Annotated in this window: 24 protein-coding genes; 7 read left to right on the top strand and 17 right to left on the bottom strand. The window is 64.5% G+C overall.

All coding sequences use genetic code 11. The annotated features are described in order from the left end of the window. Positions 1 to 29: 29 nt before the first annotated feature. Positions 30 to 209: a hypothetical protein gene (locus tag P6U29_RS13115; protein WP_407117975.1), complete on the top strand. Its 180-nt coding sequence runs from the start codon at positions 30 to 32 to the stop codon at positions 207 to 209. A gap of 7 nt (positions 210 to 216) precedes the next feature. Here the strand turns inward: P6U29_RS13115 and P6U29_RS13110 are convergent, their stop codons facing one another. Further along, a complete protein-coding gene (locus P6U29_RS13110) occupies positions 217 to 1,686 on the bottom strand; it encodes a carboxylesterase/lipase family protein (protein ID WP_407117974.1) in 1,470 nt (489 codons plus the stop codon). Between the two features lie 72 nt (positions 1,687 to 1,758). Next, complete coding sequence (locus tag P6U29_RS13105; RefSeq protein WP_407117973.1) at positions 1,759 to 2,007, bottom strand: hypothetical protein; 249 nt, start codon at positions 2,005 to 2,007, stop codon at positions 1,759 to 1,761. A gap of 192 nt (positions 2,008 to 2,199) precedes the next feature. Here P6U29_RS13105 and P6U29_RS13100 point away from each other — a divergent pair, with 192 nt between their 5' ends. From P6U29_RS13100 to P6U29_RS13090, 3 genes are all read left to right on the top strand, one after another. Next, entirely contained in the window at positions 2,200 to 4,884 is a 2,685-nt protein-coding gene (locus tag P6U29_RS13100; RefSeq protein WP_407117972.1) for a flavin-containing monooxygenase, read from the top strand. Positions 4,885 to 5,018: 134 nt separating this feature from the next. Beyond that, entirely contained in the window at positions 5,019 to 5,291 is a 273-nt protein-coding gene (locus P6U29_RS13095) for a hypothetical protein (protein WP_407117971.1), read from the top strand. Between the two features lie 84 nt (positions 5,292 to 5,375). Further along, positions 5,376 to 5,678, top strand: a complete 303-nt coding sequence (locus P6U29_RS13090) for a hypothetical protein (protein ID WP_407117970.1) — start codon at positions 5,376 to 5,378, stop codon at positions 5,676 to 5,678. Between the two features lie 65 nt (positions 5,679 to 5,743). On the opposite strand, the gene P6U29_RS13085 is transcribed toward P6U29_RS13090, so the two are convergent. The 13 genes from P6U29_RS13085 to P6U29_RS13025 form a co-directional block, all read right to left on the bottom strand. Beyond that, positions 5,744 to 5,899 (bottom strand): hypothetical protein, encoded by a 156-nt coding sequence (locus P6U29_RS13085; RefSeq protein WP_164934324.1) that lies wholly within the window; start codon positions 5,897 to 5,899, stop codon positions 5,744 to 5,746. A gap of 103 nt (positions 5,900 to 6,002) precedes the next feature. Next, positions 6,003 to 6,521, bottom strand: a complete 519-nt coding sequence (locus tag P6U29_RS13080) for a septal ring lytic transglycosylase RlpA family protein (RefSeq protein WP_407117969.1) — start codon at positions 6,519 to 6,521, stop codon at positions 6,003 to 6,005. 740 nt (positions 6,522 to 7,261) lie between these two features. Beyond that, positions 7,262 to 8,857 (bottom strand): NAD-dependent malic enzyme, encoded by a 1,596-nt coding sequence (locus tag P6U29_RS13075; protein ID WP_407119310.1) that lies wholly within the window; start codon positions 8,855 to 8,857, stop codon positions 7,262 to 7,264. A gap of 420 nt (positions 8,858 to 9,277) precedes the next feature. Continuing rightward, a complete protein-coding gene (locus P6U29_RS13070) occupies positions 9,278 to 11,608 on the bottom strand; it encodes a mechanosensitive ion channel domain-containing protein (protein ID WP_407117968.1) in 2,331 nt (776 codons plus the stop codon). Between the two features lie 835 nt (positions 11,609 to 12,443). After that, a complete protein-coding gene (locus P6U29_RS13065) occupies positions 12,444 to 13,481 on the bottom strand; it encodes a patatin-like phospholipase family protein (RefSeq protein WP_407117967.1) in 1,038 nt (345 codons plus the stop codon). After that, a complete protein-coding gene (locus tag P6U29_RS13060; protein WP_407117966.1) occupies positions 13,478 to 14,407 on the bottom strand; it encodes a polyphosphate kinase 2 family protein in 930 nt (309 codons plus the stop codon). Before P6U29_RS13060 ends, P6U29_RS13065 begins: the two co-directional genes overlap by 4 nt. After that, positions 14,367 to 15,386, bottom strand: coding sequence for a branched-chain amino acid ABC transporter permease (locus P6U29_RS13055; RefSeq protein WP_407117965.1), 1,020 nt, complete (start codon positions 15,384 to 15,386; stop codon positions 14,367 to 14,369). Before P6U29_RS13055 ends, P6U29_RS13060 begins: the two co-directional genes overlap by 41 nt. Next, positions 15,383 to 16,264, bottom strand: coding sequence for a branched-chain amino acid ABC transporter permease (locus P6U29_RS13050; protein WP_407117964.1), 882 nt, complete (start codon positions 16,262 to 16,264; stop codon positions 15,383 to 15,385). Before P6U29_RS13050 ends, P6U29_RS13055 begins: the two co-directional genes overlap by 4 nt. Before the next feature lie 5 nt (positions 16,265 to 16,269). Then, entirely contained in the window at positions 16,270 to 16,974 is a 705-nt protein-coding gene (locus tag P6U29_RS13045) for an ABC transporter ATP-binding protein (RefSeq protein ID WP_407117963.1), read from the bottom strand. A 3-nt stretch (positions 16,975 to 16,977) separates the two neighbouring features. Further along, complete coding sequence (locus P6U29_RS13040; protein WP_407117962.1) at positions 16,978 to 17,745, bottom strand: ABC transporter ATP-binding protein; 768 nt, start codon at positions 17,743 to 17,745, stop codon at positions 16,978 to 16,980. A 15-nt stretch (positions 17,746 to 17,760) separates the two neighbouring features. Next, positions 17,761 to 19,071, bottom strand: coding sequence for an ABC transporter substrate-binding protein (locus P6U29_RS13035; protein ID WP_407117961.1), 1,311 nt, complete (start codon positions 19,069 to 19,071; stop codon positions 17,761 to 17,763). 94 nt (positions 19,072 to 19,165) lie between these two features. Continuing rightward, on the bottom strand, positions 19,166 to 19,870 hold the full coding sequence (locus P6U29_RS13030; protein ID WP_407117960.1) for an NUDIX hydrolase: 705 nt from the start codon (positions 19,868 to 19,870) through the stop codon (positions 19,166 to 19,168). Between the two features lie 30 nt (positions 19,871 to 19,900). Continuing rightward, positions 19,901 to 20,926, bottom strand: coding sequence for an ABC transporter substrate-binding protein (locus tag P6U29_RS13025; protein WP_407117959.1), 1,026 nt, complete (start codon positions 20,924 to 20,926; stop codon positions 19,901 to 19,903). Between the two features lie 138 nt (positions 20,927 to 21,064). On the opposite strand from P6U29_RS13025, the gene P6U29_RS13020 reads away from it, so the two are divergent. Further along, positions 21,065 to 21,514, top strand: coding sequence for a cupin domain-containing protein (locus P6U29_RS13020; protein WP_407117958.1), 450 nt, complete (start codon positions 21,065 to 21,067; stop codon positions 21,512 to 21,514). 177 nt (positions 21,515 to 21,691) lie between these two features. On the opposite strand, the gene P6U29_RS13015 is transcribed toward P6U29_RS13020, so the two are convergent. Further along, positions 21,692 to 22,480 carry an ABC transporter permease gene (locus P6U29_RS13015; RefSeq protein ID WP_212376374.1) on the bottom strand — a complete coding sequence of 263 codons (789 nt, stop codon included), beginning with the start codon at positions 22,478 to 22,480 and terminating at the stop codon, positions 21,692 to 21,694. Then, entirely contained in the window at positions 22,480 to 23,298 is an 819-nt protein-coding gene (locus P6U29_RS13010) for an ABC transporter ATP-binding protein (RefSeq protein WP_407117957.1), read from the bottom strand. The genes P6U29_RS13015 and P6U29_RS13010 overlap by 1 nt, the downstream gene beginning before the upstream one ends. A gap of 121 nt (positions 23,299 to 23,419) precedes the next feature. Here P6U29_RS13010 and P6U29_RS13005 point away from each other — a divergent pair, with 121 nt between their 5' ends. Continuing rightward, positions 23,420 to 24,202, top strand: coding sequence for an ATP-binding cassette domain-containing protein (locus P6U29_RS13005; RefSeq protein WP_407117956.1), 783 nt, complete (start codon positions 23,420 to 23,422; stop codon positions 24,200 to 24,202). Further along, positions 24,199 to 25,755 carry a glycine betaine ABC transporter substrate-binding protein gene (locus P6U29_RS13000; RefSeq protein WP_407117955.1) on the top strand — a complete coding sequence of 519 codons (1,557 nt, stop codon included), beginning with the start codon at positions 24,199 to 24,201 and terminating at the stop codon, positions 25,753 to 25,755. The genes P6U29_RS13005 and P6U29_RS13000 overlap by 4 nt, the downstream gene beginning before the upstream one ends. Positions 25,756 to 25,784 lie beyond the last annotated feature (29 nt).

Genomic DNA, 25,784 nt, shown 5'->3' with positions numbered 1-25,784 from the left:
AGTCGGCCTGAAGACAAGTGAGACGTGAGATGAGGAAGTTTGCGCTGGGGGACGTCGTCAACAGTGACAAGGGCCGCCGCGGTGTTGTCCGCGCTGCCTACAAGTCCAGGGAAGGCCAGCAGTTCTATGCCGTCGAGAAGGATGGCGCGATCGACTATCTGGAGGAAGACCGGCTGAGCCCGGCACCGCGCGTCGAGCTGGCGGCTTAGATCCAGCTCATTTCCTGCCATCACCTGCGAGCCGATCGAGACGCTCCGCGAGGGGATCGTCTCCGCTTGCGATGCGATCGTTCGTGATCAGCAGCAGGCGATCGCCGCCCGCGGCGTCCCAGCGTGGCAGGTCGGGACCATTGGGATCGCCGCTTCTGGCGAAATTGATCCAGTAGGCGCGCATGCGGCTTGCGACCGCGCGATCGCGTCGCGACAAGATGCCTGCACCGGGCACGCCTTCGGCACCGAAGATGAACTGCAGCTCCCGTCCGTGGCCGACTTCCGGATTCGCGCGCCGCGCCTCCGGCACATAGGCGAAGCGGTAGCGAAAGGTCGGCGCGCCGCTTGCCGCGTGCAGGCGGGCCAGCAGTCGCACCGGCTCCGAGAAGACCTTGTCGGTGTAGAACCTTGCCGCGAGATCCGAGGCCCTCGCGAGATCGGGATAGAGCTCGCGCAGTTCGTCGCTTGCAATGCCGGACGGCGCAAGCTCCTCCTTGATATCGGACTCATTGTCAAAACCGGTCTCGTCGTCGTTCGAACCGATGATCAGAGCAATGCGGCTTTGATGTCCGGCCGCAAAGCCTGTGGCAAGGTCCTCGGTCACCAGGCGTCCATCCATCATCGGCGCGAAACTGCGCGGCGATTTCTCGAACAGATGCTTTTCGGCGGCAAGCAGGCGCCGCGGCTCGGTTGCTCGCAAATCTGTCGTCGGCCCGAGCGCGGCCACGAACTGCCGGCCCATCGCCTCCGCCTCTTGCACCGAGCGCAGGCGCGCGCGGCCGGGTACCGATTGCAGAATGGCCTTCTGGAAGAGATCGCGCGCTTGCGCAGACAGCATCAGCAGCGCGATCGATGTCGCGCCTGCATCGCTGCCAAACAAGGTGACGTTGTCAGGATCGCCGCCGAAGGCCGCGATGTTGTCGTGCACCCAATGCAGCGCGGCGATCTGGTCCATCAGGCCGTAATTTCCGGAGCCGTTGTCCGACAGCGCGGGGTGCGTGAGCCAGCCGAGCGCGCCGAGGCGATAATTCACGGTGACCACGATGAGGCCCGCCTGCGCCAGCTTGGCGCCATCGAACAGCGGATCGTTCGCGGTGCCCGTGACGAAGCCGCCGCCATGGATGAACACCATCACCGGCAATGGACCGTCGACCCCGAAAGGACGGAACACATTCAGCGTCAGGCAATCCTCGCTCGCCTCAGGCAGCGACGGTTGAAGGCACGGCGCGCCGTAGTCGTAGGCGGTGCGCATCTCCGAACTTTCGGTCGTCGACTGCGGCGCTTGCCAGCGCAGCGCGCCGACCGGCGGCGCCGCGTAAGCCAGTCCCTTGAAGGACGCCACCTCGCCTTCCACGGCGCCGAGCATCTGCCCCTCACGCGTCAAGGCGAATGGAAATTGTCCGACCGGCTGAGCCACGGCCAATCGTGCGCAACACAGGACTGCGGAAGCCGCAACAAGTGCAAGCAAGGACCGCATCTTCGAAAGATCTCGATGAGGGGCCCGGCAGGTTATGTCCAGAGCCGTCGACGAGGCAAGCCTCGCCCGCGCCTATCCGCCCTTGCCCAGCAGCTCCGCCAGCGCGCGGCGCGCGATGATGCCGAGCTCGCCGAGCGTGGAATGGCCGGATTGCGCGGCCTCGATCAGGCGCTCGGCGATGAACCTGCGGCTGTCGTGATCGCCGCCATGCGGCAGTTGCCGGCACGTCTCCTCGAGGACGACGTCCATATTTGCTTTGGTGCGCTCGCTCAACTCTGTCATGACGCCCAGCCGGTACGCGTGGCTTGTAGGCGCAAGCATACACAGAAGGATGCGGTCTGATTAACCCCGGGCTATCACGGCCATTGTGCATCGCGGTGCGTGTGATGCCGCAACATTCGCGCGGTCACGATGCCGCCGCAAACGACAACCCTAGGATTGCACTTGCTGTAATGACAAGCTGAGCCTGCGGCGATAGCCTGCCGGCAAAACAAAACACACGGGAGGAATGCCATGTCTGACGCGATGGTTGCCACACGGGCCTCCGACGAGCGCGGAACCGCTCAGCAGGTCGATGTCGCCGTGGTCGGCGCCGGATTTGCCGGCCTCTATCTTCTCCATCGCCTGCGCAAGGCAGGATTCTCGGCGGTCGGCCTCGAAGAGGCCGGTGATGTCGGCGGCACCTGGTACTGGAACCGCTATCCGGGCGCGCGCTGCGATATCCAGACGATCGACTACAGCTACACCTTCGATCCGGAGCTCGAGACGGCCTGGACCTGGTCGGAGAAATACGCGACCCAACCCGAGATCCTGCGCTACCTCGGCTTCGTTGCCGACCGCTATGACCTCAGGCGCGACATCCGCTTCAAGACCAAGGTCACCGAAGCCAGATGGGACGAAGCCGCCGAGCGCTGGCTCATCACGACCGACAACGGCGCGCCGGTCTCCTGCCGGCATTACATCATGGCCACTGGCTGCCTTTCGGCGCCAAAGCCGCCGGAGATCGACGGCGTCAAGGACTTCAAAGGCGAGGTCTATTTCACCGGCCGCTGGCCGCATGACGGTGTCGACCTCGCAGGCAAACGCGTCGCCGTGATCGGAACGGGCTCGTCAGCGATCCAGTCGATCCCGCTGATCGCCGAGCAGGCGGCACATTTGACCGTGTTCCAGCGCACGCCGAATTTCGCATTGCCCGCGCACAACGGCCCCGCCCCCTCCGACCGCATGAGCCTGCTGCAGGGCGATCGCGCGGCCTATCGCCAGCAGGCGCGCCAGTCGATGGCCGGCGTGCCCTATCCGCAGCAGACGGTCGTGAGCTGGCAATTGAGCGATGCCGAGCGTCGCGAGCGGTTTGAACGTGCCTGGGCAGCCGGCGACCTCGTCCACATCCTGACGCAGCTCTGGGCCGATCAGGCCGTCGACGTCGACGGCAACAAGATCGTCCAGGACCTGATCCGCGAGAAGATCCGCGCCGCCGTCAGGGATCCCGAGACCGCCGCGGCACTCACACCGCACGATCATCCCTTCGGCGCCAAGCGTCCCTGCCTCGACACCAACTATTACGCCACCTACAACCGGCCGAACGTCACCCTGGTCAATCTGCGCCAGGAGCCGATCAAGGCGATCACCGCGAGCGGCATCTCCACGAACGGCCGCAGCTTCGACCTCGATGTCATCGTGTTCGCGACCGGCTTCGATGCGATGACCGGCGCGATCCGCGCCGTGCATCCGATCACCGGGCGCGGCGGCAAGTCGCTCTCCGACATCTGGGCGCAGGGGCCGCAGACCTATCTCGGGCTCACGGTCGCCGGCTTCCCGAACTTCTTCATGATCACCGGCCCCGGCAGCCCGTCGGTGCTGTCGAACATGGCGGTGTCGATCGAGCAGCATGTCGACTGGGTGGTCGATCGGCTTGCCGCGCTACGCGACGCCGGCTTCACCACAATCGAGCCGACCGAGACCGCACAGGCTGGCTGGGGCCGCCACATGGCCGACTGTTCGATGCTGACGCTGCACCGGCTCGCCAACACCTGGTACACGGGTGCCAACGTGCCCGGCAAGGTGCAGGGCCTGATGCCCTACACCGGCGGCGTCGGCCCTTATCGCAGCATCTGCGACGAGGTGGTCAGCCGCGGCATGCTCGGCTTCAGGCTCACCGGCCCCAACGGCGCCGCGCAATGCAATGACGGCGAAGTGGTGCGCCTGCAGCCCGATGTGCGGCTGGTGCTCAACCTGCTCGCAACCCTCAACCTGCCGCCGATCGAGTCGATGGGCGCGGAAGGCGCACGCGCCTTCGTGAACGAGTTCAACAAGGGCCGTCCCGCCGGACGACCCATCGGCGAGATCGTCGACGGCACCCTGCCCGTCACAGGCGGCGTGCTGCCCTATCGTGTCTACAAGCCCGCAACGGCAGGACCGCATCCGGTCGTGGTCTATTTCCACGGTGGCGGCTGGGTGCTCGGCGACGAGCAGTCGGACGAGCCGTTTTGCCGCGACATGGTGCGGCGGACCGGCATGATGTTCGTCAGTGTCGGCTATCGCCACGCGCCGGAGCATCGCTTCCCGACGGCTGCCGAAGACGGGTATGCGGCAACGCGCTGGATCGCCGAACACGCCGCCGAGCTCGGCGGCAGGCCGGGCCCGGTGCTGGTGGCTGGCTGGAGCGCCGGAGGCAACATCGCTGCCGTCACCTGCCAGCTCGCGCGCGACCGCGGCGGCCCCGACATCGCCGGCCAGCTTCTGGTCTGCCCGGTCACCGACTGCAGCTTCGATCGCCCGTCCTACAACGACAATGCGATCGGCTACTTCCTGACGCGCTCGCTGATGTACTGGTTCTGGGACCTCTACTGCTCGCCGGCGGACCGCACCGATCCGCGCGTCTCGCCATTGCGCGGCAAGCTCGATAGGCTGCCGCCGGCCTTCGTCGTCACCTGCGAGTTCGATCCGTTGCGCGACGAGGGTGTCGCCTATGCCGAGGCGATGGCCGCAGCGGGCGTCCCGGTCGAGCAGCTTAGGGCGCGCGGCCATTTCCACTCCTCCTTCGCCATGGTCGACGTGGTGATCACCGGCGTGTCGGGCCGGATGCAGATGGCGGAAGCCTTGCGACGCTTCGCCGGACTTCCGCAGGAGCTCAGCCACCACGAGAGCAGCCAGGGGCATGACAGCCTGGGGCACAGGATCGCGGCCGCCGCGAGCTGAAGAGCGTCGTGACGGCCGGGAACCTTTTCCCGGCTGCCGCGTTGCGTGATCGTGGCATTGAGATGCAGCGATAGATGTGTAGGCCCTGGCACGCGGATTTGTGTGCTGGGGCCGTCTTTTGCGTGAGGCAGTCGATGGGGGACGCGGTTGGAGATTCAAAAGTCGATTTCGGCGCGCTTGCGGTGCTGCAGAAATGGCCGTCACTTGCAAACCAGCGAAGGCCGGACCGGGAGCCTTATCGGGTCATTGAGGGCACGCTCGACGATTGCATCTCGGCGTTCATGCAGAAGCCGCCGACGACCAGGCATCTCTATGAGATACGTACGGCGGCGCAGCCGCCGCTGGTCACGGAAATACTCTCACCCGAACACGTCATCGAGCTATCGCGCTTGAGAGAATTTCTCTGACGGCCTTCACAAGCGCGCGAGCAGGAACCTTCTTGCAGTTTTTCCCGTTGTTAGAGATCGGAAGCAAAGACGTGAGCACCTCACATGCTTGAAGCTGGCGTATCTTCCGTCGTGCCCTACGGCGCAGACCAGACTCTCTTCGTGGTGATCGATCGCCGCGACGAGGCGACCGAAATCCCCATCGAGCGTAGCGATCTCGAAGCCACCATCGGCGAGCTTGTCGCCGGCTGCTTCAACGATCCGATCAAGGTGATCTCCTTCAACACGCTCGAGCACTGGATGAAGGACATCTCGACCGATGTCGTCGGGGAGATAAAGGCGCGCTGCGACATCTACGGCATAGAGCTACCCGATTATCTCAGCGACTTCGTCGAGAGCCACAGCTGAGCGGGCGTCGTTTCAATTGCGCAGACAAGCAAGCTCGGATGCGCTTGCCGCATGGTTCGCCAGAGCTAAGCGCGGCGGTGCTTGCCGGCGATAACCTCGATCTCGCGGCGGCGTTCGCCGGCAAAGGTCAGGAGCTTCTCGATCGTCAGCGTATCCGTGATCCGTTTGGCGAGCCGCTCGGCGCGCGCGGCCTGATCTTCGAGATACTGGATCGTGTTCAAGCGCCGCCTCCCCCCAAAGCCCGGAATTGTGTGGGCAGCCATGATGCTTGAAAAGCCGCTAACAGCCGGTTAAGCGCCCCCATTCGTCTCGACGGGTCGCGCTTTATTGCACGACCTCGAGCCTGACATTGGTGATGCCTTTGTCGACCATGCCGAGCGCCTCCGCCGCGGAAGGGGAGATGTCGACCACGCGCCCGCGAACAAAGGGCCCGCGATCGTTGACCCTGACGGTGACGAAACGGCCGGAGGAGGTATCGGTGACGCGCAGCTTGGTGCCGAACGGCAGCGTGGGATGGGCCGCGGTCAACTCGTTCTTGTCGAACTTCTCGCCGCTCGCGGTTTCCGTATCCGAATAGAAACTGGCGACGCCGTGCGAAGCCGTTTGCTTTGCGTCACCGTCGACAGCGCGCGCCCGGCTGATTGGACGCGGATGCAGCGCCGCCACCCTATGCGGGCGCTCCACCACGGCCTGCCGGCCGGTCGCAGCGAGATCGGCCTTCTGGCGGCCGACCGGCGACTGCGCGCAAGCGGCGAGCGAGGCGGCGCCGGCGATGGCGAGCAGCAGCCGGCACGGGGTTGCGAGGGAAATCCGGGCAGCTTCGGCATGTGCAATGCGAGACATGGTACGCCCCTCCGAACGGGGCGGATTTTCGGTGGGCAATGAGGGCAGAACCTTGTCGGAACAAAAGCGGCCCTAGGGCCGCGGCCGTTTCGCGCCAGCTGTGACGATTCCACCACACTGGCCTGTTCCGAATCGGGACAGACGGCCCCAGATGAGCGTGGCGGGTTTTGCTTGAATCGTTACCCGGCCGGCCTTGGTTCACCTCTCCCGGAGGGAGAGGTCGGAGCGCATCGAAGATAGGATCCGGGTGAGGGGTCCAGGTCTCCGTGAGTGCCGCAGCCCCTCACCCGGATCGCTCCGGCGTGCAATTGCGCGCCAAGCAATCCGACCTATGAGCCACGGACCGTCCCGCCGAGCCAAATTAGTCAAGCTTCTGGCCAGCGCGGGGCGACGAAAATCAGGCGCTCCACCAAATGCCGGGCGAGCACCTGACCTGATTTTCGTTCTGGCGCCGCTCAGCCATCGGCCTGCTAAAGCGCGATGAAATGAGGCTTGATCGCTGCGCCGTCGGAGGTGCGCTCCCTCTCCCGCTTGCGGAAGAGGGTTGGGGAGAGGGTGCTTCCGCAATGGGACAATCCCCTAGCGGAGAAAGCCCTCACCCGGCGCTTCACCATAGCCGAGGCTTTGCCTCGGCGTCTCTTGAGATGACGGCCGCCGGAGGCGGCCTACGCCCCTCCCGCAAGCGGGAGAGGTGAACGAGCCGCGGCAATCGATTCAACCTAAAGCCATTCCGCCCTAGCTCAGTATTGCGGCTCGTACATCTGGGATTGAACCAGGGCCTTCACGTCGTTGGGTGCAGGTCCGTCCGCGAGCCCGCGTTGGTAGGCCACTTCCGCAACCGCCGCCGCGATGCGGACGGAGACCTCGCGGATGCGCGGCAGTGCCGGATAGAGGCTGCCCTGTGCAAGATCCTCCTTGCCAACGCAGTCGGCGAGCGTGTGGGCCGCCGCCATGAACATCTCGTCGGTCACCAGCTTGGAGCCGCTGGCGATGACGCCGAGGCCGACGCCGGGGAAGATGTAGGAGTTGTTGCCCTGGCGCGGCACGAAGCTGCGGCCGTTGAGCTTGACCGGATCGTACGGACTGCCGCAGGCGAACAGCGCGCGGCCCTCGGTGTAGCGATAGGCGTCCTCCGCCGAGCATTCCGCCTTCGAGGTCGGGTTGGAGAGCGCGAACACGATCGGCTTCTCGTTGAGCTCGGCCATCGCCTTGAGCACCTCGGGCGTGAAGGCGCCGCCGACCGCGGCGACGCCGATGATCGCCGTGGGCTTCAGCGTCTTGATCGCGGTGAGGAAGTCGGCGATCGGCGCCTGGCCGGTGTGGGCATAGCGGAGCTTGTGGCCAGAGAGGCCTTCGCGGCCGCTGACGACGAGACCGCGGGAATCCACCAGCCAGTTGCGCCGGAGCGCATCCGCCTCGGAAGCGCCCTCCGCCATCATGGCGGAGACCACGAGATCGGCGATGCCGGTCGCCGCCTCGCCCGCGCCGAGGAACAGGATGCGCTGATCCCTGAGCTTGCCGCCGGAGACGCGCAAGGCCGAGAACAGGCCGGCGAGCGCCACGGCCGCCGTGCCCTGGATGTCGTCGTTGAAGACGCAGGCTTCATCCCGGTACTTGTGCAGCAGCTTGAAAGCCGAATGGTTGGCGAAATCCTCGAACTGGATCAGCACGCCCGGGAACGTTTTTCGCGCGGCTTGCATGAATTCGTCGACGAAGCTGTCATAGGCCTCCCCGGTCAGCCGCCGCTCGCGCAGACCGAGATAATAGGGATCGTTCAACAGCTCTTCGTTATTGGTGCCGACATCGAGCACAACAGGCAGGCACGCCTCCGGATGCACGCCGGCGCAGGCCGAATAGAGAGAGAGCTTGCCGACCGGAATGCCCATGCCGTTTGCACCGAGATCGCCGAGACCAAGAATGCGCTCGCCGTCGGTGACGACGATCAGCTTGGCCGGGTAAGGCCAGTTCTTCAGAATCTCCGCGATCTGGCCGCGATCGCGCGAGGAGATGAACATGCCGCGCGGCCGCTGGAAGATCAGGCCGTATTTCTGGCAGGCAAGCCCGACCGTCGGCGTGTAGATGATCGGCTGGATCTCGTCGATATGGTCGACGACGACGCGGAAGAACAATGCCTCGTTGCGGTCATGCAGCGCGTTCAACGCGACATATTTTTCGAGGTCCGTCGGCAGCGCGCGCAGATTGGTGAGAACTCGCTCGACCTGGGTCTGCATCGTCAACACGCAAGGCGGCAAGAGGCCGCGCAGACCGAGCGTCTCGCGCTCCGCTTCCGTGAAGGCAGTCCCCTTGTTGAGCAAGGGATCGCGCAGCAGCGTCATGCCTTGCTGCGAATTGGACGACGACGTCGATTGGGCAACGACCCGGGCAGGTCTATTCACGAATTCCCCCAAGAGCTTCGCATTGAACCGCGGACATTGTCGGCCAGCGCTTCATCCAGATCAAGGACGGAGAGACTCAGGCACCGATTGTGATCTCGCACCGCAGCGAGATTTTCGCGGTAGATCGCGAGGCTCGCGACAAAAGTTAACGCGACAAAGCTCTCGCCCCTGATGGTGAGGAGCGCCGAATGCGCGTCTCGAACCATGAAGGCCCCTATTTCGCTTGCAGCGTAGTCCTACATCCCAGGCCCGGACCTGATTCCTTCGAGACGCCCGCTCTCGCGGGCTCCTCAAGGAGGCAGCGCCGTCTCGAAGGACGAGGCGCGCGCCCAGGCCGAAGAATTCATATGCGATCGCCTGCTATCCCGTCACCCGCCGCGGCGTCAGATTGGCGGCGCTATCCGCCGGCGGCGCGATGTGCATCAAGATGGTCTGGGTGGCGGATGCGACCTCGATGCCGTTCTGCTGGAAGCGCAGCTTCATGCGCCGGTTGAATTCGCGCTGGACCGGCCAGCGCCCGGCCTCGGTGCAACGGATCTGGCCGACGATCGACACCATTGCGCCGTCGACCTTGTCGACGCCCCACAGCTCGAGGTCGCCGCGGATCAGTGCGCGGAATTCCGGTTCGCGTCGCATCTCGTCGACGATGTCCTTGAGGATCTGGCCGGCGCGGTCGGTGTCTTCCTTGTAGGCGACGTTGACGCTGACCGAGGCGTTGCCGGCGCCGCGGCTGGCATTGGTGATGGTCGTGACCGCGCTGAACGGTACGATGTGCACGGCGCCGTCACCGGCGCGCAGGCGAATGGTACGGATCGAGACGTTCTCGACCACGCCCGAGAGCCCTGACAAGCTGACATTGTCGCCGACCTGGACCGTGTTCTCCAGCAGCAGGAACAGGCCGGTGATGAGGTCCTGCACCAGCTTCTGCGAGCCGAAGCCGATCGCGATGCCGACAATGCCGGCGCCCGCGAGCAGCGGCGCGACATTGACGCCGATCTCGCTCAGCGCCGTGAGGCCGACCACGGTGGCGATCAGGCAGAGCAGCGCCGTGCGCAGCATCGGCTGGAAAGTGCGCAGGCGCGCCGCGCGGGCATAGTGCCCATCGCGTGACAGTGCATTGATCTGGCGGTCCAGCAACGCATTGCTGATTTCCCAGATGGCCGCAGCGATAAACACGGCAATGCCGATCGTCACCACGGCGGAGATCAGCCGGCCGCCGATCTGGCCGCCATAGAACCAGACGATGGCGTCCACACCCCAGACTTCGAGCACGGCCACGAAACCGATGAAGGCGATCACGCCGGATACGATCCGGCGCAACAGCGGTAGATAGCGGTTGGCGCGGATCTCGAGGCCCGGAAAGCGCTGGAGAATTTCCGGTCTGATGCGGAAGCCACGGTCGATCAGGCTCAATGTCACCATGATGGCGACACGCGTGACCACCGCCACCGCGATGGTGCCGACGAAATATTGCAGCAGCAGCGAATAACCGTTGCGGATGTTCAGCGCCCACACGGCCCACAGCGCCAGATCAAGTGCGATGGCAAGATAATGCCAGCCGCCGGCGATGCGGTTACGCAAACGGGCTGCAATCCCCTGCCGCTCGGCCGGCGCGCGGATGGCGTCGGCGACCTGGCGGCGGCATTGCAGGATGATGACGACGATGAAGAGGTGCACGACCAGCATCACCATGCGCAGCAGTGCCGCGTAGCCGGCGCGGTGCAGGCCGAGCAGCAGCGCCACATTGGCAAAGGCGATGCCGGTGACGCCGACACCGACGATGCGGCGCGCCCAGATCTCGACATAGGCCGCAGTCTCGGCCCGCACCGGAAACAGGCCGAACGGCCCGGCCAGCGCCCGGACCACGCAGATGAGCCCGCGCGAGAACGCATAGGCGTTGACGACTGCGAGGATCACGAGGCGGACGGTCGTGGGCTCGCCGATCACCGTCCCAAGCAGCGCCGTGGCGATGCCGACGAAGACGACCACCGGCAGCAGTTCGAGCATCAGGCGCGCCAGCACGAAGGGCAGCCGCGACAGGACCTGCCAGACCCGCGCAAGGCTGTGACGGCGCTTGTTCAACTCGGGTGCGGGAGTGACGTCGGTCACCGATGACGGCGGGTCGGCTACGGACAGCACCTGCGCCGGCAGGTGCGCGGTTTGCGGCACGCGTCCTTCCAGGAACGCGACCGGACGGCGGATCAGGCGAAAAATCACCCACTCGGCTGTAAGGGCGCACCCGAGCACCAGCGCCAGCTTCCAGGCGATCTCGATCAGGAGGTGATAGGCTGCGGGATCGTTCGCGGTCCGCATGATCCAGTAATAGAACGCCGGAAAGTGCGTGAGCGTCCGCGCCATGCCGGCGATCTCGCTCGAGATCTCGCCGATCTCCTCCGACACGGTGAGCAAGAGCTGCGCACCGAGGCCATCGGCCGAGAGCGGGATCGGCGATTTCGGCTCCGGCGCTGGTTGCTGCGGACCGGACGCGTTGGCGATCACGCGCAGCGTATCGATCATCTGCGCGCGCTTCTTGTCGTCCTGAAGGGTTTCCAGCGCGCGCTTCGCCTCGTCAGGCGACAGTGTCGCGGCGCTGTTTACCGCGGGCGGAGGCGGCTCGGCGCGGGCACCGGAGAGAGATGGAAGCGTGAGGAAGAGAGCGGCGAGAAGCGCCGCGGCCAGCTTATGCGACACGAGGATTCCCTGGAAAAAATGAATGCGCCGGCGGCGTCGGGGACCGTCACCGCCGAAGCACATGCGTCATGTCGGATTGCCGTTATTCGCCCCGGCCCTGTGTCGGAAGTTGGCCTTTCAGGCGACATTCTCTTGGCATTTGCCGCAATGCAGGATCGAGAGTCGCGCCATCACCGAAGTGCCGTGATGCGCCAAGACCTCGCGCCAAAACCTCTCGCGCCAAGTCCTCTCGCGCCAATGCGGAACGACGGCGAGGAGAATGGGAACAGCAGGATGTCAAGGAGACCCGTTGCGGCAGCCTCGTCACGGCCATCCGACACGATCGATGTGGTGCAAATTACAGCGCCGGGAAGGTAGGGGCCTTGCCTCACTGATGCGGCCCGCTAAACCTTAACCCGGCGTGCCGTTCGCGGTTTTCGCCGCTATGCGATAGTCCGAACGAGCTCCATCGCACTTAGCGGCTGGATTTGCGGAGGTGGCGTCATAGACCTCCCCTTGCTCATGAGGTGGACGTTGCGCGTCGCTTGTTTGCGACCGTCGCGATGCTCGTCCCAGGACACAAGACTGTCAAGCAAGATCAACGATCTAAAGATCACATTTGAAGGCGCGAGTTCCCTGGAAGCAATCCGCCGATGGAAAGCGCTTCCGCGCGGGTCGCAGCTGTTGAGGGGTTTGGGGCATGTTGACATCATGCCCCTGTTTTGCCCGACGAGTCAAATCAGCTTCGTAAAATCCGCAGCAACGATGACGGACCTGCAAGCCATTGATTCCGTTATGCGCGGCTACTGTGCATGGGGTTGTTTTCGCGTTTTTTGTGCATGGCCGGCTCAGCGGCCTAGAGAAACATGTCTGCCAGGTCGACCGTCGAGGACTTTCCGATCTGGTCGAAGTTTCGCGCCAGCCAGCTTCGCGCCGCCTCGCGGCCCTCATCGCGCAGGCGACACAACAGGCTCCATTCGGGGTGAAACTGCGTGGCCGTGCCGAGCTGCGACATCAACTGGTCGTTGCCGATCCAATGCATGTACATGCGGCTATGCCTCTCGCTGTCGAGCTCGCCGTCGTCGATCAGCCGGGTGGCGAAGGCGATCGCGCGCATCTCGCGCATCAAGGACGAATTGAAGCTGATCTCATTGATGCGGTGGAGCACATCGGCCGCACTGGTCGGCAGCTCGTTGCGCCTGATCGCCGTGACCTGCACGATGATGACGTCGTGACTGCCCTTGCGGTAAATCAACGGATAGATCGCGGGATTGCCGAGATAGCCGCCATCCCAATAGTGCTCGCCGTCGATCTCGACGGCCTGGAAATAGGGCGGCAGGCAGGCCGAGGCGAGCACGGTTTCCGCCGTGAGAAGCGGGCTCTGGAACACCTTGATCTTGCCGGTGCGGACGTTGGTGGCGTTGAGAAACAGCTGCGGCGCCTCGGGCGAGGAATTGAGCCGGTCGAAATCGATCACGCGCTCCAGCAGCGCGCGGAGCGGATTGAAATGAAAGGGATTGAGCAGGTTCGGCGGCAGCGTGTGCGTCAGCGTATGGATGACGGCGTGGACCGGATGATATTCCGGCGGCAGCTTCAGGGCCTGGATCCACTGGTTCAGCGGCGACATCAAATCGTACGCCATGTCCATGCGCGACACTTCGTACCAGAATGCGTGCAGGCTTTCCCGCGCGGCCTCCGCGCCTCCGTTCGCCATGCCGGAGGCCATCGCCACCGCATTCATGGCACCGGCACTGGTGGCGCTGATCGCCTCGATCGCAAGCCTGCCGTCTTCGAGCACCTGGTCGAGCACGCCCCAGACGAAGGCGCCGTGCGCGCCGCCGCCCTGGAGCGCGAAGTTGACGTTCTTGCGGTTCGCTGTCCCGTCGGCTGTCACTTTGCTTGCTTCTTGCCTCCCGTCCCCTCTTTCACCAGTGCCTTGCGCACTTGCTCGAACTCCTCCAGCGACGCCTTGTCGGCGCGGGGGAAGCGCAGGTCGAGCTTTTCGAGCGCTGCATTGATCACCGAGCCGATCACGACGCGGGCGAACCATTTGTGATCGGCGGGCACGACGTACCACGGCGCATGCGGCGTTGCCGTGTGGCGGACGATGTCCTGGTAGACCGCCTGGTAGCGCGGCCACAGCGCGCGCTCCTTGATGTCGTCCATCGAGAACTTCCACTGCTTGGCCGGCTCCTCCAGCCGGTCGAGGAAGCGCTGGCGCTGCTCCTCCTTGGAGACGTTGAGGAAGAACTTCAGCACCACGGTGCCGTTGCGGCAGAGATAGCGCTCGAAGGCGGAGATGTCCTCGAACCGCTCCTTCCAGATGTTCTTGGTGACGAGCTTTGGCGGCAGCTTCTGCTTGGCGAGGATTTCGGGATGCACCCGCGTCACCAGGCATTCCTCGTAGTGCGAGCGGTTGAAGATGCCGATATGGCCGCGCTCCGGCAGCGCGACCACGTGGCGCCAGAGGAAGTCGTGGTCGAGTTCCTTGCTGCTTGGCGCCTTAAAGGCCGTGACTTCGCAGCCCTGCGGATTGATGCCCTCGAAGATCGCCTTGATCGCACTGTCCTTGCCGCCGGCGTCCATCGCCTGGAACACAATCAGGAGCGACCAACGGTCCTGGGCGTAGAGCTTCTCCTGAAACTCGACGAGGCGCTTCTTGTTGGCGTCGAGAAGCGCCTGAGCCTTCTCCTTGTCGAGGTCGCCCTTCTCGTTGGTGTTGTGGTCCTTGAGATGAAACTTGCCCGAGCCATCGTAACGGAATGGCGTGATGTAGCGGTCAAGCTCCTGGGCGAGCGATCTGGACGGCTTCTTGCTCATGAGCGCGGGGCACCTTGCGTTGCGGCTTCAGTCGGTCGAGGACGCTACCAAGGATGCCCTTGGGAAGGAATATGATGAAAACCACGAGCAGCACGCCGTAGACGAGGTTGTCCCAGCCGACCGCCTTGGTGCCGAAGCCGATGCGCAAGGTCTCGGCCAGCAGAATGGTGATGATGGCGCCAAAGGTCGGGCCGAGCGAGACGAACAGGCCGCCCACGATGGCCGCGAACACCATCTGCAGCGACACCGCAATGCCGCTGACGGTGTCGGGCGTGATGAACATCTGATACTGGCAATAGATCGCGCCGGCCAGCGCCGTCATCAGCGCGCTGAGCAGCGTGATCTTCAGCTTCTCGGCGGTGACGTTGACGCCGGCCGCTGCCGCGGCGTCCTCGTCCTCCGAGATCGCCTCCAGCGCATAGCGCGCCATGCTGCGGTCGACCCAGTGCCAGACCACGATACCGAACAGCCAGACCGCAAGCGCGATCAGATACCAGGTGGTCTTCTCGTCGAACTGCAGCGCGAAGAGCTTGTTGCCGGACGCGCGGTTCGGGGTGTAGCCGAGCGAGCCGCCGGTGTAGTCGCGCGTCGCGGTGATGACCTGGAGCACGATGCCCGACAGCGCCAGCGTCACCAACACGAAATAATGCCCGGTGATGCGGAAGCGGAAGCAGGGATAGCCGACGATCAGCGCCAACGCGCCGGCCGCCACCATGCTGATGGGAATGCCGATCCAGGGCGACAGTTCCAGGTGATTCCACAGGAGCGCGGTGACATAGGCGCCGATCCCCATGAAGCCGCCATGCCCGAGCGAGACCAGGCCGAACCGCCCCATCATCGACCAGGAGGTGTAGGCGAACGACCAGATCAGGATCAGCACCAGGATATGCAGATGATAGGGATCGCGATAGACGAAGGGCAGCGCGACCAGCGCCGCCAACCCCAGCCCCCATCCCGCAAGCCGCCCCTGCCCTTTCATCGCCGCCTCGCAAGCAGGCCCGCAGGCCGGATGAACATCATGACGATGAAGAAGGCGAAGGCGAGCACATAGCCCCATTCGAGGTCGGAGAACAGGCCGCCGAGCGAGATGATCTCCGCGAACAGGAAGGAGGCGATGAAGCCGCCGATGAAATTGCCGAGGCCCCCGAGCACGCAGATCAGGAAGGTGATCGGCCCGAAGGAGAGGCCGACGAAAGGATGCACGTCATATTGCAGCACCAGCAGGCAGGCCGCGAGCCCGGCCAGCGCACCGCCAAGCGCGGAGGTGATGAGATAGATCCGTTTGGTATCGACGCCCATCAGCGCCATGATCTGACGGTCCTGCGCGATGGCGCGGATCGCGGTGCCGGTGAAGGTTCGCGTCATGAACAGATAGACCGCGACCATGCCGACCAGTGCCGCCAGGAAGGACAAAAGCCGCGCGTAGCTGAAATTCATGTCGCCGAAGGCAAGCACCGGCAGGCGGATGCCGAGGTTGCGGAAGTCGATGCCGAAGGCGACGGTGGCAAAGCTCTGCAGCACGAACAGCACGCCGCCGGTCGCGAGCAGCTGGTTGATCGGCGGCGCGGTCAGCAGCGGCGCGATCACGAGGTAATGCAAGAGGGCGCCGAGCGCCGCGACCAGCAGGATGGTGAATGGCGCGGCGATGAGATAGCTGACGCCGTAATACTGCACCATGAAATACATGGCGTACATGCCGATCATCACGAGCTCGGCATAACAGATCCAGGTCACGTCGATGACGCCGAAGATCAGGTTGAGGCCGAGCGCGAGCAGCGCCAGCACGCCACCGAGCAGGATGCCGTTGATCACGGCCTCCAGCAGATAGATGTCGAAAATGTCCAGGAACGCCTGCATGCCCATCACACCCCGAGATAAGCTTCCTTGACGGTGTCGCTCGCCAGCATCTCGGCCGAGGTGCCGGACGCGCGGATCGTGCCCGCCTCGATCAGATAAGCGCGATCGACCACTTTCAGGACCTGCTGCACGTTCTGCTCGACGATCAGCACGGTCAGGCCGCTGGCGCGGATCCGCTTCACCAGCTCGAACACCTGCTGCACCACGACCGGCGCGAGGCCCGCTGAGGGTTCGTCGAGCAGCAGCAGCTTCGGATTGGACATCAGCGCGCGGCCGATCGCGCACATCTGCTGCTCGCCGCCCGACATGGTGCCGGCCATCTGATGCCGCCGCTCCTTCAGGCGCGGGAACAGGTCGAACACGACATCCAGCCGTTCGGCATAATGGCCGCGCGCGTCCTTCATGAACGCGCCCATCTTGAGATTGTCGTCGACCGTGAGCCGCGGAAACAGCCGCCGGTTCTCCGGCACATGCGCAATGCCGAGGCTGACGATCTTGTGCGCCGGGGTCGCGACGACATCGACGCGTTCCATCTTGATCGCGCCGCGCGAGGGACGGATCAGGCCGGAGATGACGCGCATCAAGGTCGTCTTGCCGGCGCCATTGGGACCGATGACGCCGACGGCCTCGCCGGCCTTGACGTCGAGGTTGACGTCGAACAGCGCCTGGAACGTGCCGTAGCCGGCATTGACGCCGCGGAGCTCCAGCATGGGCTAACCTCCCGCGCGGCGGCGCGCCTCGGCGGCCGCGGCCTGCGTGGTCTCTGCATCGGTGCCGAGATAGACTTCGATCACGCGCGGATCGCCGGCGACCGCGCTCGGCAGCCCTTCCGAGATCTTCTCGCCATGATCGAGCACCATGACGCGATCGACGACGCGCATCAGCACACCCATGATGTGCTCGACCCAGATGATGGTGATGCCGAGCTCGTCGCGGATGTTGCGCAGCATGTCGGCCGCCTGGTCCATCTCGGCCTCGTCGAGACCGCCAAGGCTCTCGTCGGCGAGCAGCAGCTTCGGCGAAGTGGCAAGGGCCTTCGCCAGCTCGAGCTTCTTCAGGCCGGCCGCCCCCAGGCCGTCGACGCTGGCATGGCGATCGGTCGGCAGGCCAACCATCGCCAGCGACCGCTCGGCCGCCTCCTCGGCCTTGATGCGACTGTGGCGGCCCTGGCCGTAGAATCCGGCGAGCGCGACGTTCTCGAAGATGGTCAGGCGGCGGAAGGGACGCGGAATCTGGAAGGTGCGTCCGATGCCGCGGTTGATGATCCGGTGCGGCGCAAGGCCTGCGATCTCATGCCCGGCAAACAGGATCGATCCGGCGGTCGGCGCCAGCGTGCCGGAGAGCATGTTGAAGATCGTGCTCTTGCCCGAGCCGTTGGGCCCGATCAGGCCGAGGATCTCACCCTGGTCGACCCTGAACGAGACGTTGTTCACGGCGGTGAAGCCGCCGAACCGCTTCACCAGCCCGCTGACTTCCAACACCAAAGCTCTCCGCCGCTACTGGTTGCTGTAGGTAGTGCCCTTGGGCAGCGGCAGCACCGCCTCGCGCTGCGCCTGACTTTTGGGCCATACCACATAGGACTTGTCGTCGACGTACTGGATCACGACCGGGAACGAGCGCTGATTCTGGCCGGCCATTGGCGAGCCCTCGCCGTGGAATTTGACGCCGAAGCCGAGCATGGTGCCGCCTTCGGGTATGTCGGTGTCGAGTGCGGCCTTGCGTAAGGAGTCGGGATCTATGCCGCCATATTTCTTGATCGCTCGCGGCAGCACGTCGGTCAGGAACAAGTAGGTGTTGGACGCAGCCATGCCGACATGGGCCGAACGGATGGCGACGCCCGGCTTGCGCTTGTCGAACTCCTCGCCAATCGCCTTGATGATCGGCGGCAGCTTCGGATCCATGCTCTTCTGGTTGGCGAGCCAGATCGAGATCGGATCGGTGTTGAAGACGTAGTTTACGTCGGCGCCCAGGCCTTCCTTTAGCTTCTCATAGACCCCGTAGCCGGCGCCATGTCCCACCAGTGCGCCGAACTTCAGCCCCTGTTCGCGGGCTTGCCGGAGCAACAGGGTGATGTCGGGGTTGTAGCCGGTGTGGAAGATCACATCCGGCTTGGCCCGCTTCAGCTTGGTGACCAGCGCAGACAAATCCGGGGCCGTCGCCGAATAGCCCTCCCTGAGCACGATGTTGAAACCGGCCTTCTTGGCGCCCGCCTCATTGCCTTTGGCAACGTCGACGCCGTAGGCGCCGTCCTCATGAATGATAGCGACCCGCAGGTCCTTCGGATCTTTGCCAAATTTTTCCTTAGTGTTCTGCGCGATGAATTCCATCGTCATCATACCGAACTGATCGCCGGAGGCCTGCGGGCGAAACACGTATTTGTAGTTCTTGTTCTCCAGCACTGCGGAAGAAATGCAGGTCGTGATCCACATGAACTTCTTCAGCTGCTCGACGCGCGCTGCCACCGGCACGCACTGCGCCGAGGAAAAGAAGCCGAGCAGCATGTCGACCTTTTCCTGCTCGATCAAACGGACCGCTTCATTGATGGCGACATCCGGCTTGCTCTGAGCATCGGCATAGATTGCCTCGATCTTGTAGCCCTCGACGTTCTTCGCGCTGTACTGATCCAACATGATCCTTGCGCCGGTATATTGCAGCTCCGAACCGCCGCCGGCCAGCGGGCCGGTCAGATCATAGATGACGCCGATCTTGAGCTTCTTCTCCTGGGCCTCGGCGGACACCGCCAAGCCCGTCGCTGATATCGCGACCAACAACCCACGTACCAAGCGGGTAGCCATGCGCAGGCGCATCTAAACCTCCCTGGACGATTGTGCATTGCATTCTTGTTGCAATTTCTTTTCGCCCATCACATGGGCTGCGCGAAGCGATGTCAAGCCTCGCGCGTCAGCGAGAGGCGAACTGCTGCTCGACAAAGGCCGTGACAAATCGCGGCATGGTCGGCGTAAGATCGCTCAGCCCGCGCACGAGACGAATGGCCGACAATTCGGGTTCGGCCTCGCGCGCGAGATGAGCTTCGATCCGGGCGCGGGCTTCATCGCCCGGCATGTCCAGGTTGAGGACCTGAATCATCGCAATCACACGGCCGGAGACGACGCAATGCCAGTCCGCCTCCGCCGCGTAATCGTCGGCGGTTAGCCCGGTCTCCTCCGCGATCTCGCGAACGACACTGCCGCGAATGTCGAGGGCGCCGTCCCTAATGTCGTCAAGGTCGGGCGTGCCCGAAGGGAAATAGATGCGGCCCGCATTGGCGGTATGCTGCGACATCTCGCCCATCAGGAAAGCGCCGTCGGAGGCGCGCAGCGCGCCCATGCCGAAACCGTTGAACACGGCCGGGTCAGGAAAGCCCCAGTCGCGCCAGGCGAGGAAGCTGGCGAAATCGGTCTCGAAATAGGTCGCGGCGAGATGGCCGTCCATGAACGCGGCGCCGCGCCCGAGCAGGACGCGACCGTTCCAGATCTTCGGCCGCTCGCGCTGCTTCTCGGCGAAATGCGCCGTGATCTCAGCACGGCGCTCCTCGGCGAACGGCCAAACGATCGGCCGCACGGCAAGATCAAGCGTCGTGACGCGATGAATGACCAATGACGACATGACGCCTGGTTACTTCGCCTTCGCGATCAGCTATTTGGCATTCCCCGAGGTCTTCTTGGCCTGATCGACGAATTTGTTGGTGAAGGTCTTGCTGACGTCGATCTTGGCGTTCGCGACCTCGGGCGAACCGACGCTGAACACGGCGAGCACGGCGTCGGCGCCCTTCGGGTCCATCTTGCCGGTCTCGGAGTACATCGGGATCGTGTTCTTCAGCGCAGCAAGATAGAGATCCTTGTTCTTGCCCACCGTCTCCTCCGGCATCTTCGCCATGATCTCCTCGGGCGAATGCGAATGGATCCAGGCGAGCGTGGCGAGGATCGCATTGGTGAGCCCTTGCGCCTCCTTCTGGTGGCCGTTGACCCAGGCTGCCGTCGAGTAAAGCGCGCCGCCCGGATATTCGCCGCCGAACGTCTCGAGCGTATCCTTCTGGGTGCGGGTGTCCGAGAGGATGCGGAGATCCTTGTGGCTGCCCTGAAGCACGGTCACCGAAGGATCGAGCATCACGGCAGCATCGATCTGCCCCTGCTCCATGGCGGCGACCGCGGTAGCGCCGAGGCCGACGCCGATCACGGCGGCGCTGGTGGGGTCGAGCCCGTTCTTCTTCAGCATATATTTGAGGAAGAAGTCGGTGGAGGAGCCGGGCGCACTCACGCCGACCTTCTTGCCGGCAAGGTCCTTGACCGATTTGATGTCATTGGTGCGCGAGGGCGCGACCACCAGGACGAGGCCGGGATAGCGGTCATAGACCACGAAGGACTGCAGCTCCTGCTTCTTGGCCGCGAGATTGACGCAATGGTCGAAATAGCCAGAGACGACATCGGCACTGCCGCCGAGCACGGCTTTCAGCGCATCCGAGCCGCCCTTGAGGTCGACCAGTTCGACATTGAGGCCGGCCTTCTCATATTCGCCAAGCTGCTTGGCCAGCACCGTCGGCAGATAGCACAGGCAGGAGCCGCCGCCGACCGCGATGGTGACCTTGCTTTGCGCCGCGGCAAATCCGGTGGTGAGCGTCAGCGCGAGCAGCGCGCCGGCGAGCCTGGCAATCGTGTTCTTCATTGGTTTCCTCCGTTCGGCCGGCGGCACCATAGAGCAGCGGGGCGGGCTTGAGAAGCACTGCCGAAGTGGGCTGGCCATCGGTCTTGCGGCGCAATAGCATGCGCGGACAAGAACAATTCCTGATGGGGAGGATCATCCATGAATCGCCTTGCCGCCGGGCTGTCGATCGCCGCCGCCTTTGCCGCGGGATGCGGCGCAACTTACCTGCTCGGGCCGGCACTCGCCGCCGAGAGCATCACCGCGCAGATCATCCATACCGGCGAGATGGAAGGCGACGCGCTGGGCCCCGCCAACAAGGTTGGCTACCGCTCGAAGACGTTCATGACCGCCGACGGCGCCACCGTGTCGATCCAGATCGGCAACGTGCCCAAGCACCTGCATCCCAACACCAACGAGATCCAGTACATCCTGGACGGGACCGGCACGATCTGGCTCGGCGACAAGGAGGTCACGGTGAAGCCAGGCGACCTCGTCATCATTCCAAAGGGCACGCCGCATGGCGGCACCAAGCCGATCAGCGGCCAGGTCAAGGCCATCGCGATCAAGACCCCGCCGCAGGCGCCCGACGACGTCAAGCTGCTGGATTGAGCTCTTGCTTTCACCCTTTCCGCTTGCGGGAGAGGTCGCGCCGAAGGCGCGGGTGAGGGTTCTCTCCTCTTCGGGGCTCCCCCAAGTGGAGACACTCTCTCCCCGTCCCCTCCCCGCGGGCGGGAGAGGGAGCGCACCTTGGGTGTGGCTCGCAATCAGAAACTAATTTTCTTACTGCTATCCCCGCCCATCCGAAGCGGTTGGCCGCCACACCAGCAGCCTCCGCTCGACCAACGTCACGCCATAGTCGATCAGGATGACGAAGGCCGACAGCACGAACATGCCGGCGAACACGCCGGCAACGTCGAACACGCCCTCGGCCTGCTGGATCAGATAACCGAGACCCGCCGCCGATCCCAGATATTCGCCGACGACCGCGCCGACGACGGCGAAGCCGACCGAGGTGTGCAGCGAGGAGAACATCCACGACAGCGCCGAAGGCCAATAGACATGCTGCATCAATTGCCGCTCGCTCATGCCGAGCATGCGGCCGTTGTCGAGCACGGTCCGGCTGACCTCCTTGACGCCCTGATAGACGTTGAAGAACACGATGAAGAACACCAGCGTGACGCCGAGCGCAACCTTGGACCAGATGCCAAGCCCGAGCCACAGCGCGAAGATCGGCGCCAGCACGACGCGCGGCAATGCGTTGACCATCTTCACGTAAGGATCGAATACGGCGGCGACCAGCGGCTGGCGCGCGAACCAGAAGCCGACCAGCACGCCGCCGAGCGATCCGATCACGAAGGCCAGGATCGATTCCGCAAGCGTGATGCCGAGATGTTTCCAGATCACGCCGGAGGCGAACCATTTCACGATCTGGCTGAACACGTCGAACGGATTGGAGAAGAAGAACGGCGGCAGCAGGATCTTGCCGAATACGGGAACGGTCGACAGCACTTGCCACAGCACGATGCAGACGACAGCGACCAGGACCTGCAGCGCAAACAGCGTCGGGCGCGACATCAGACCGCCTCCACTGCGTGAGTGGATTGCACGTAACCCTTCATCACCTCGTCCTTCAGCACGCTCCAGATCTCGCGATGCAGCGCATGGAACTCCTTATCCAGCCGCACCTCGAAGATGTCGCGCGGGCGCGGCAAGCTGACGCGCCAGTCGCCGATGATGCGCGAGGACGGCCCGGCCGACATGATCACCACGCGGTCGGCGAGCGCGATCGCTTCTTCCAGATCATGAGTCACGAACAGCACGGCCTTGCGATCGGCGTTCCACAAGTCGAGCAGCAGGTTGCCCATGACTTGGCGCGTCTGTGCATCGAGCGGCCCGAACGGCTCGTCCATCAAGAGAATCTTAGGATCGCGGATCAGCACCTGCGCCAGCGCCACGCGCTTGCGCTGGCCGCCTGAGAGCATGTGCGGGTAGCGGCCCGCAAAGGCGCCGAGGCCGACGGAGGTCAGCCATTTTTGCGCCCGCGACACCGCCTCTGCGCGCGGCGTGCCCTTGATCTCGAGCCCGATCGCGACATTGTCGAGCGCGGTCTTCCAGGGGAACAGCGCGTCGGCCTGGAACAGGTAGCCGGCATCCTGGTTCAGCCCCGTCAGCGGCCCGTCGAATATCCTGACGCTGCCCGCCGCCGGCTTGAGCAGGCCGGCTGCGATATTGAGCAGCGTCGATTTCCCACAGCCGGTCGGGCCGACGATGGCGACGAACTCGCCCGGCGCGACCGCAAGATGCGCCTTCTCCACCGCCGTATAGACCCGGCCGTCCCCCAGCCGGAACGCGACCTTGGCATCCTCCAGCGTCACTGCCGTGGGCGTCGTCATGTGCTTCCTCCGAACTCAGGCCGATGCCTTAGCCGCTCGCGCGGCCAAGTTCAATCAAGGCGCCAAGCGTGCTACGCATGGGGACTTGCCGTTCCCTTCACCTCTCTTGAGCCCACCCGCGATGCCTTCCAAGCTGGCGATCAGCTACCAAGAGGTCACCAAGAGCTTCGGCTCCCTTAGGGCTGTGGACGATGTGTCGCTCGACATTGCCGAGGGCGAATTTCTGGCCATCGTGGGCGGGTCCGGCTCGGGCAAGACCACGCTGCTGCGGCTCGCCAACCGGCTGATCGAGGCCGACGTCGGCACGATCACCGTCGAGGGCGAGGATGTGCGGAATGTCGATCCGGTCGCGCTGCGGCGGCGGATCGGCTACGTGTTCCAGAGCGGCGGGCTGTTTCCGCATTTGAGCGTCGCCGACAATATCGGAATCACGCCAAAGCTGCTGGGTGAGCCGGCAGCGGCGATCGCAGGGCGCATCGACGAGCTGCTGGAGCTCGTGCAGCTCGACCGCGCATCGCATCGCGACCGTCTGCCCGAGGCACTCTCCGGGGGCCAGCGCCAGCGTGTCGGCGTGGCGCGGGCGCTCGCCGCAAAGCCCCGCATCGTGCTGATGGACGAGCCGTTCGGCGCACTCGATCCCCTCACCCGCGATGCGCTCGGCGAGGACTATCGCGCGCTACACCGCAGCCTCGGCCTGACCACCGTCATGATCACACACGACATGACCGAGGCGATCCTGCTCGCCGACCGCATCGCAGTGATGCGCGGCGGGCGGCTGCTCGCGCAGGGGACGCCTGCGGAGCTCTCGAACAGCAGCGACGCCTACGTGCTGGAGCTGCTGCGCACGCCGCGCCGCCAGGTCGAGCGGTTGAACACGCTGCTGCCGCAGAGCGGTGCGGCATGAGCCTCTTCACCGATCCGCGTTGGGGCGAGGCGCTGGCGCATCTGCCCGACTATCTCGGCAACCATGTGCGGGTGAGCCTCGCCGCGCTCGCGCTTGGCCTCGCCGTCAGCCTGCCGCTGGCGATCTTGACACGCAACCGTCCGACGCCGCGCGGCCTCCTGCTCGCGTTCGCCAGCATCGTGCAGACCGTACCTGGGCTGGCACTGCTTGCGTTGTTCTATCCGCTGCTGCTGCTAGCTGCTTCCGTCACGCTGGCCTGGTTCGGCCTTTCCTTCTCCGCGTTCGGCTTCCTGCCGGCGATGCTGGCGCTGGCGCTCTATTCGATGCTGCCGGTGCTGCGCAACGGCATCACCGGCCTCAACGGCATCGATCCCGCGCTGATCGAAGCCGCCAAGGGTGTCGGCATGACCGCACGGCAATCGCTGCTCATGGTCGAACTGCCGCTGGCGCTGCCGGTGATGATGGCGGGGATCCGCACCGCCGCAGTGTGGGTGATCGGCACCGCGACGCTCTCAACCCCGATCGGGCAGACCAGCCTCGGCAATTACATCTTCGCCGGGCTCCAAACCCAGAACTGGGTGTTCGTGCTGTTCGGCTGCCTGGCCTCGGCCCTGCTCGCGCTCGCGGTCGATCAGTTGCTTGGCCTGATCGAGAACGGCCTGCGCCACCGCAGCCGCTTGCGCAGCGTCCTCGGCGTGGTCGGAATCGCGGCGCTGGTCGCCGCGACGCTGGTGCCGACCGTGGGACGCTCGTCAGGCTACGTGGTCGGCGCAAAAACCTTCGCCGAGCAATACGTGCTGTCGGCGTTGATGAGGGACCGCCTCCAGGCGGCCGGCCTCGCGGCCACGGCGCGCTCCGGCCTCGGCTCTAGCGTGATCTTCGAGGCGCTGAAGGCCGGGGACATCGATCTCTATGTCGACTATTCCGGCACGCTCTGGGCCAACCAGCTCCATCGCACCGACATCAAGCCGCGCACCGAGCTGGTCGCCGAGCTGAAGACGGCGCTCGCGAAGGACAACATCACGCTGCTCGGCGAGCTCGGCTTCGAGAACGCCTATGCGCTGGTGATGCCGAGACAGCGCGCCGAGGCGCTCGGCATCCGCACCATCGCCGACCTCAGCGCACATGCCTCGAAACTGTCGATTGCCGGCGACTACGAATTCTTCTCGCGCCCCGAATGGGCGGCCCTGCAAAAAGCCTACGGGCTCCAGTTCCGCGCCCAGCGCCAGATGCAGCCGGATTTCATGTATGCGGCCGTCGCCAGCGGCGAGGTCGACGTCATCGCCGGCTACACCAGCGACGGCTTGATCGCGAAATACGACCTTGTCACGCTCGACGATCCCCGCCACGCGATCCCGCCCTATGACGCGATCCTGCTGCTGGCGCCAAAACGCGCCGGCGACGAACGGCTCAAGACGGCGCTGCAGCCGCTGCTCGGCAAGATCGACATCGCCACCATGCGCGAGGCGAATTTGCGCGCCAGCGGCAATGATGCGAACTCCTCGCCAGACGCGGTCGCGCGATGGCTGTGGGAGCAGATCGGGCGACGCTAGGGCAGAATTGCCTAGCTCACCGCGACCGG

Origin of the sequence: Bradyrhizobium sp. LMG 9283 (assembly GCF_045571415.1) — a bacterium.
Taxonomy (GTDB): domain Bacteria; phylum Pseudomonadota; class Alphaproteobacteria; order Rhizobiales; family Xanthobacteraceae; genus Bradyrhizobium.
The sequence above is the reverse complement of the archived record's forward strand: the minus strand, read 5'-3'. Positions and strand labels throughout refer to the sequence as shown.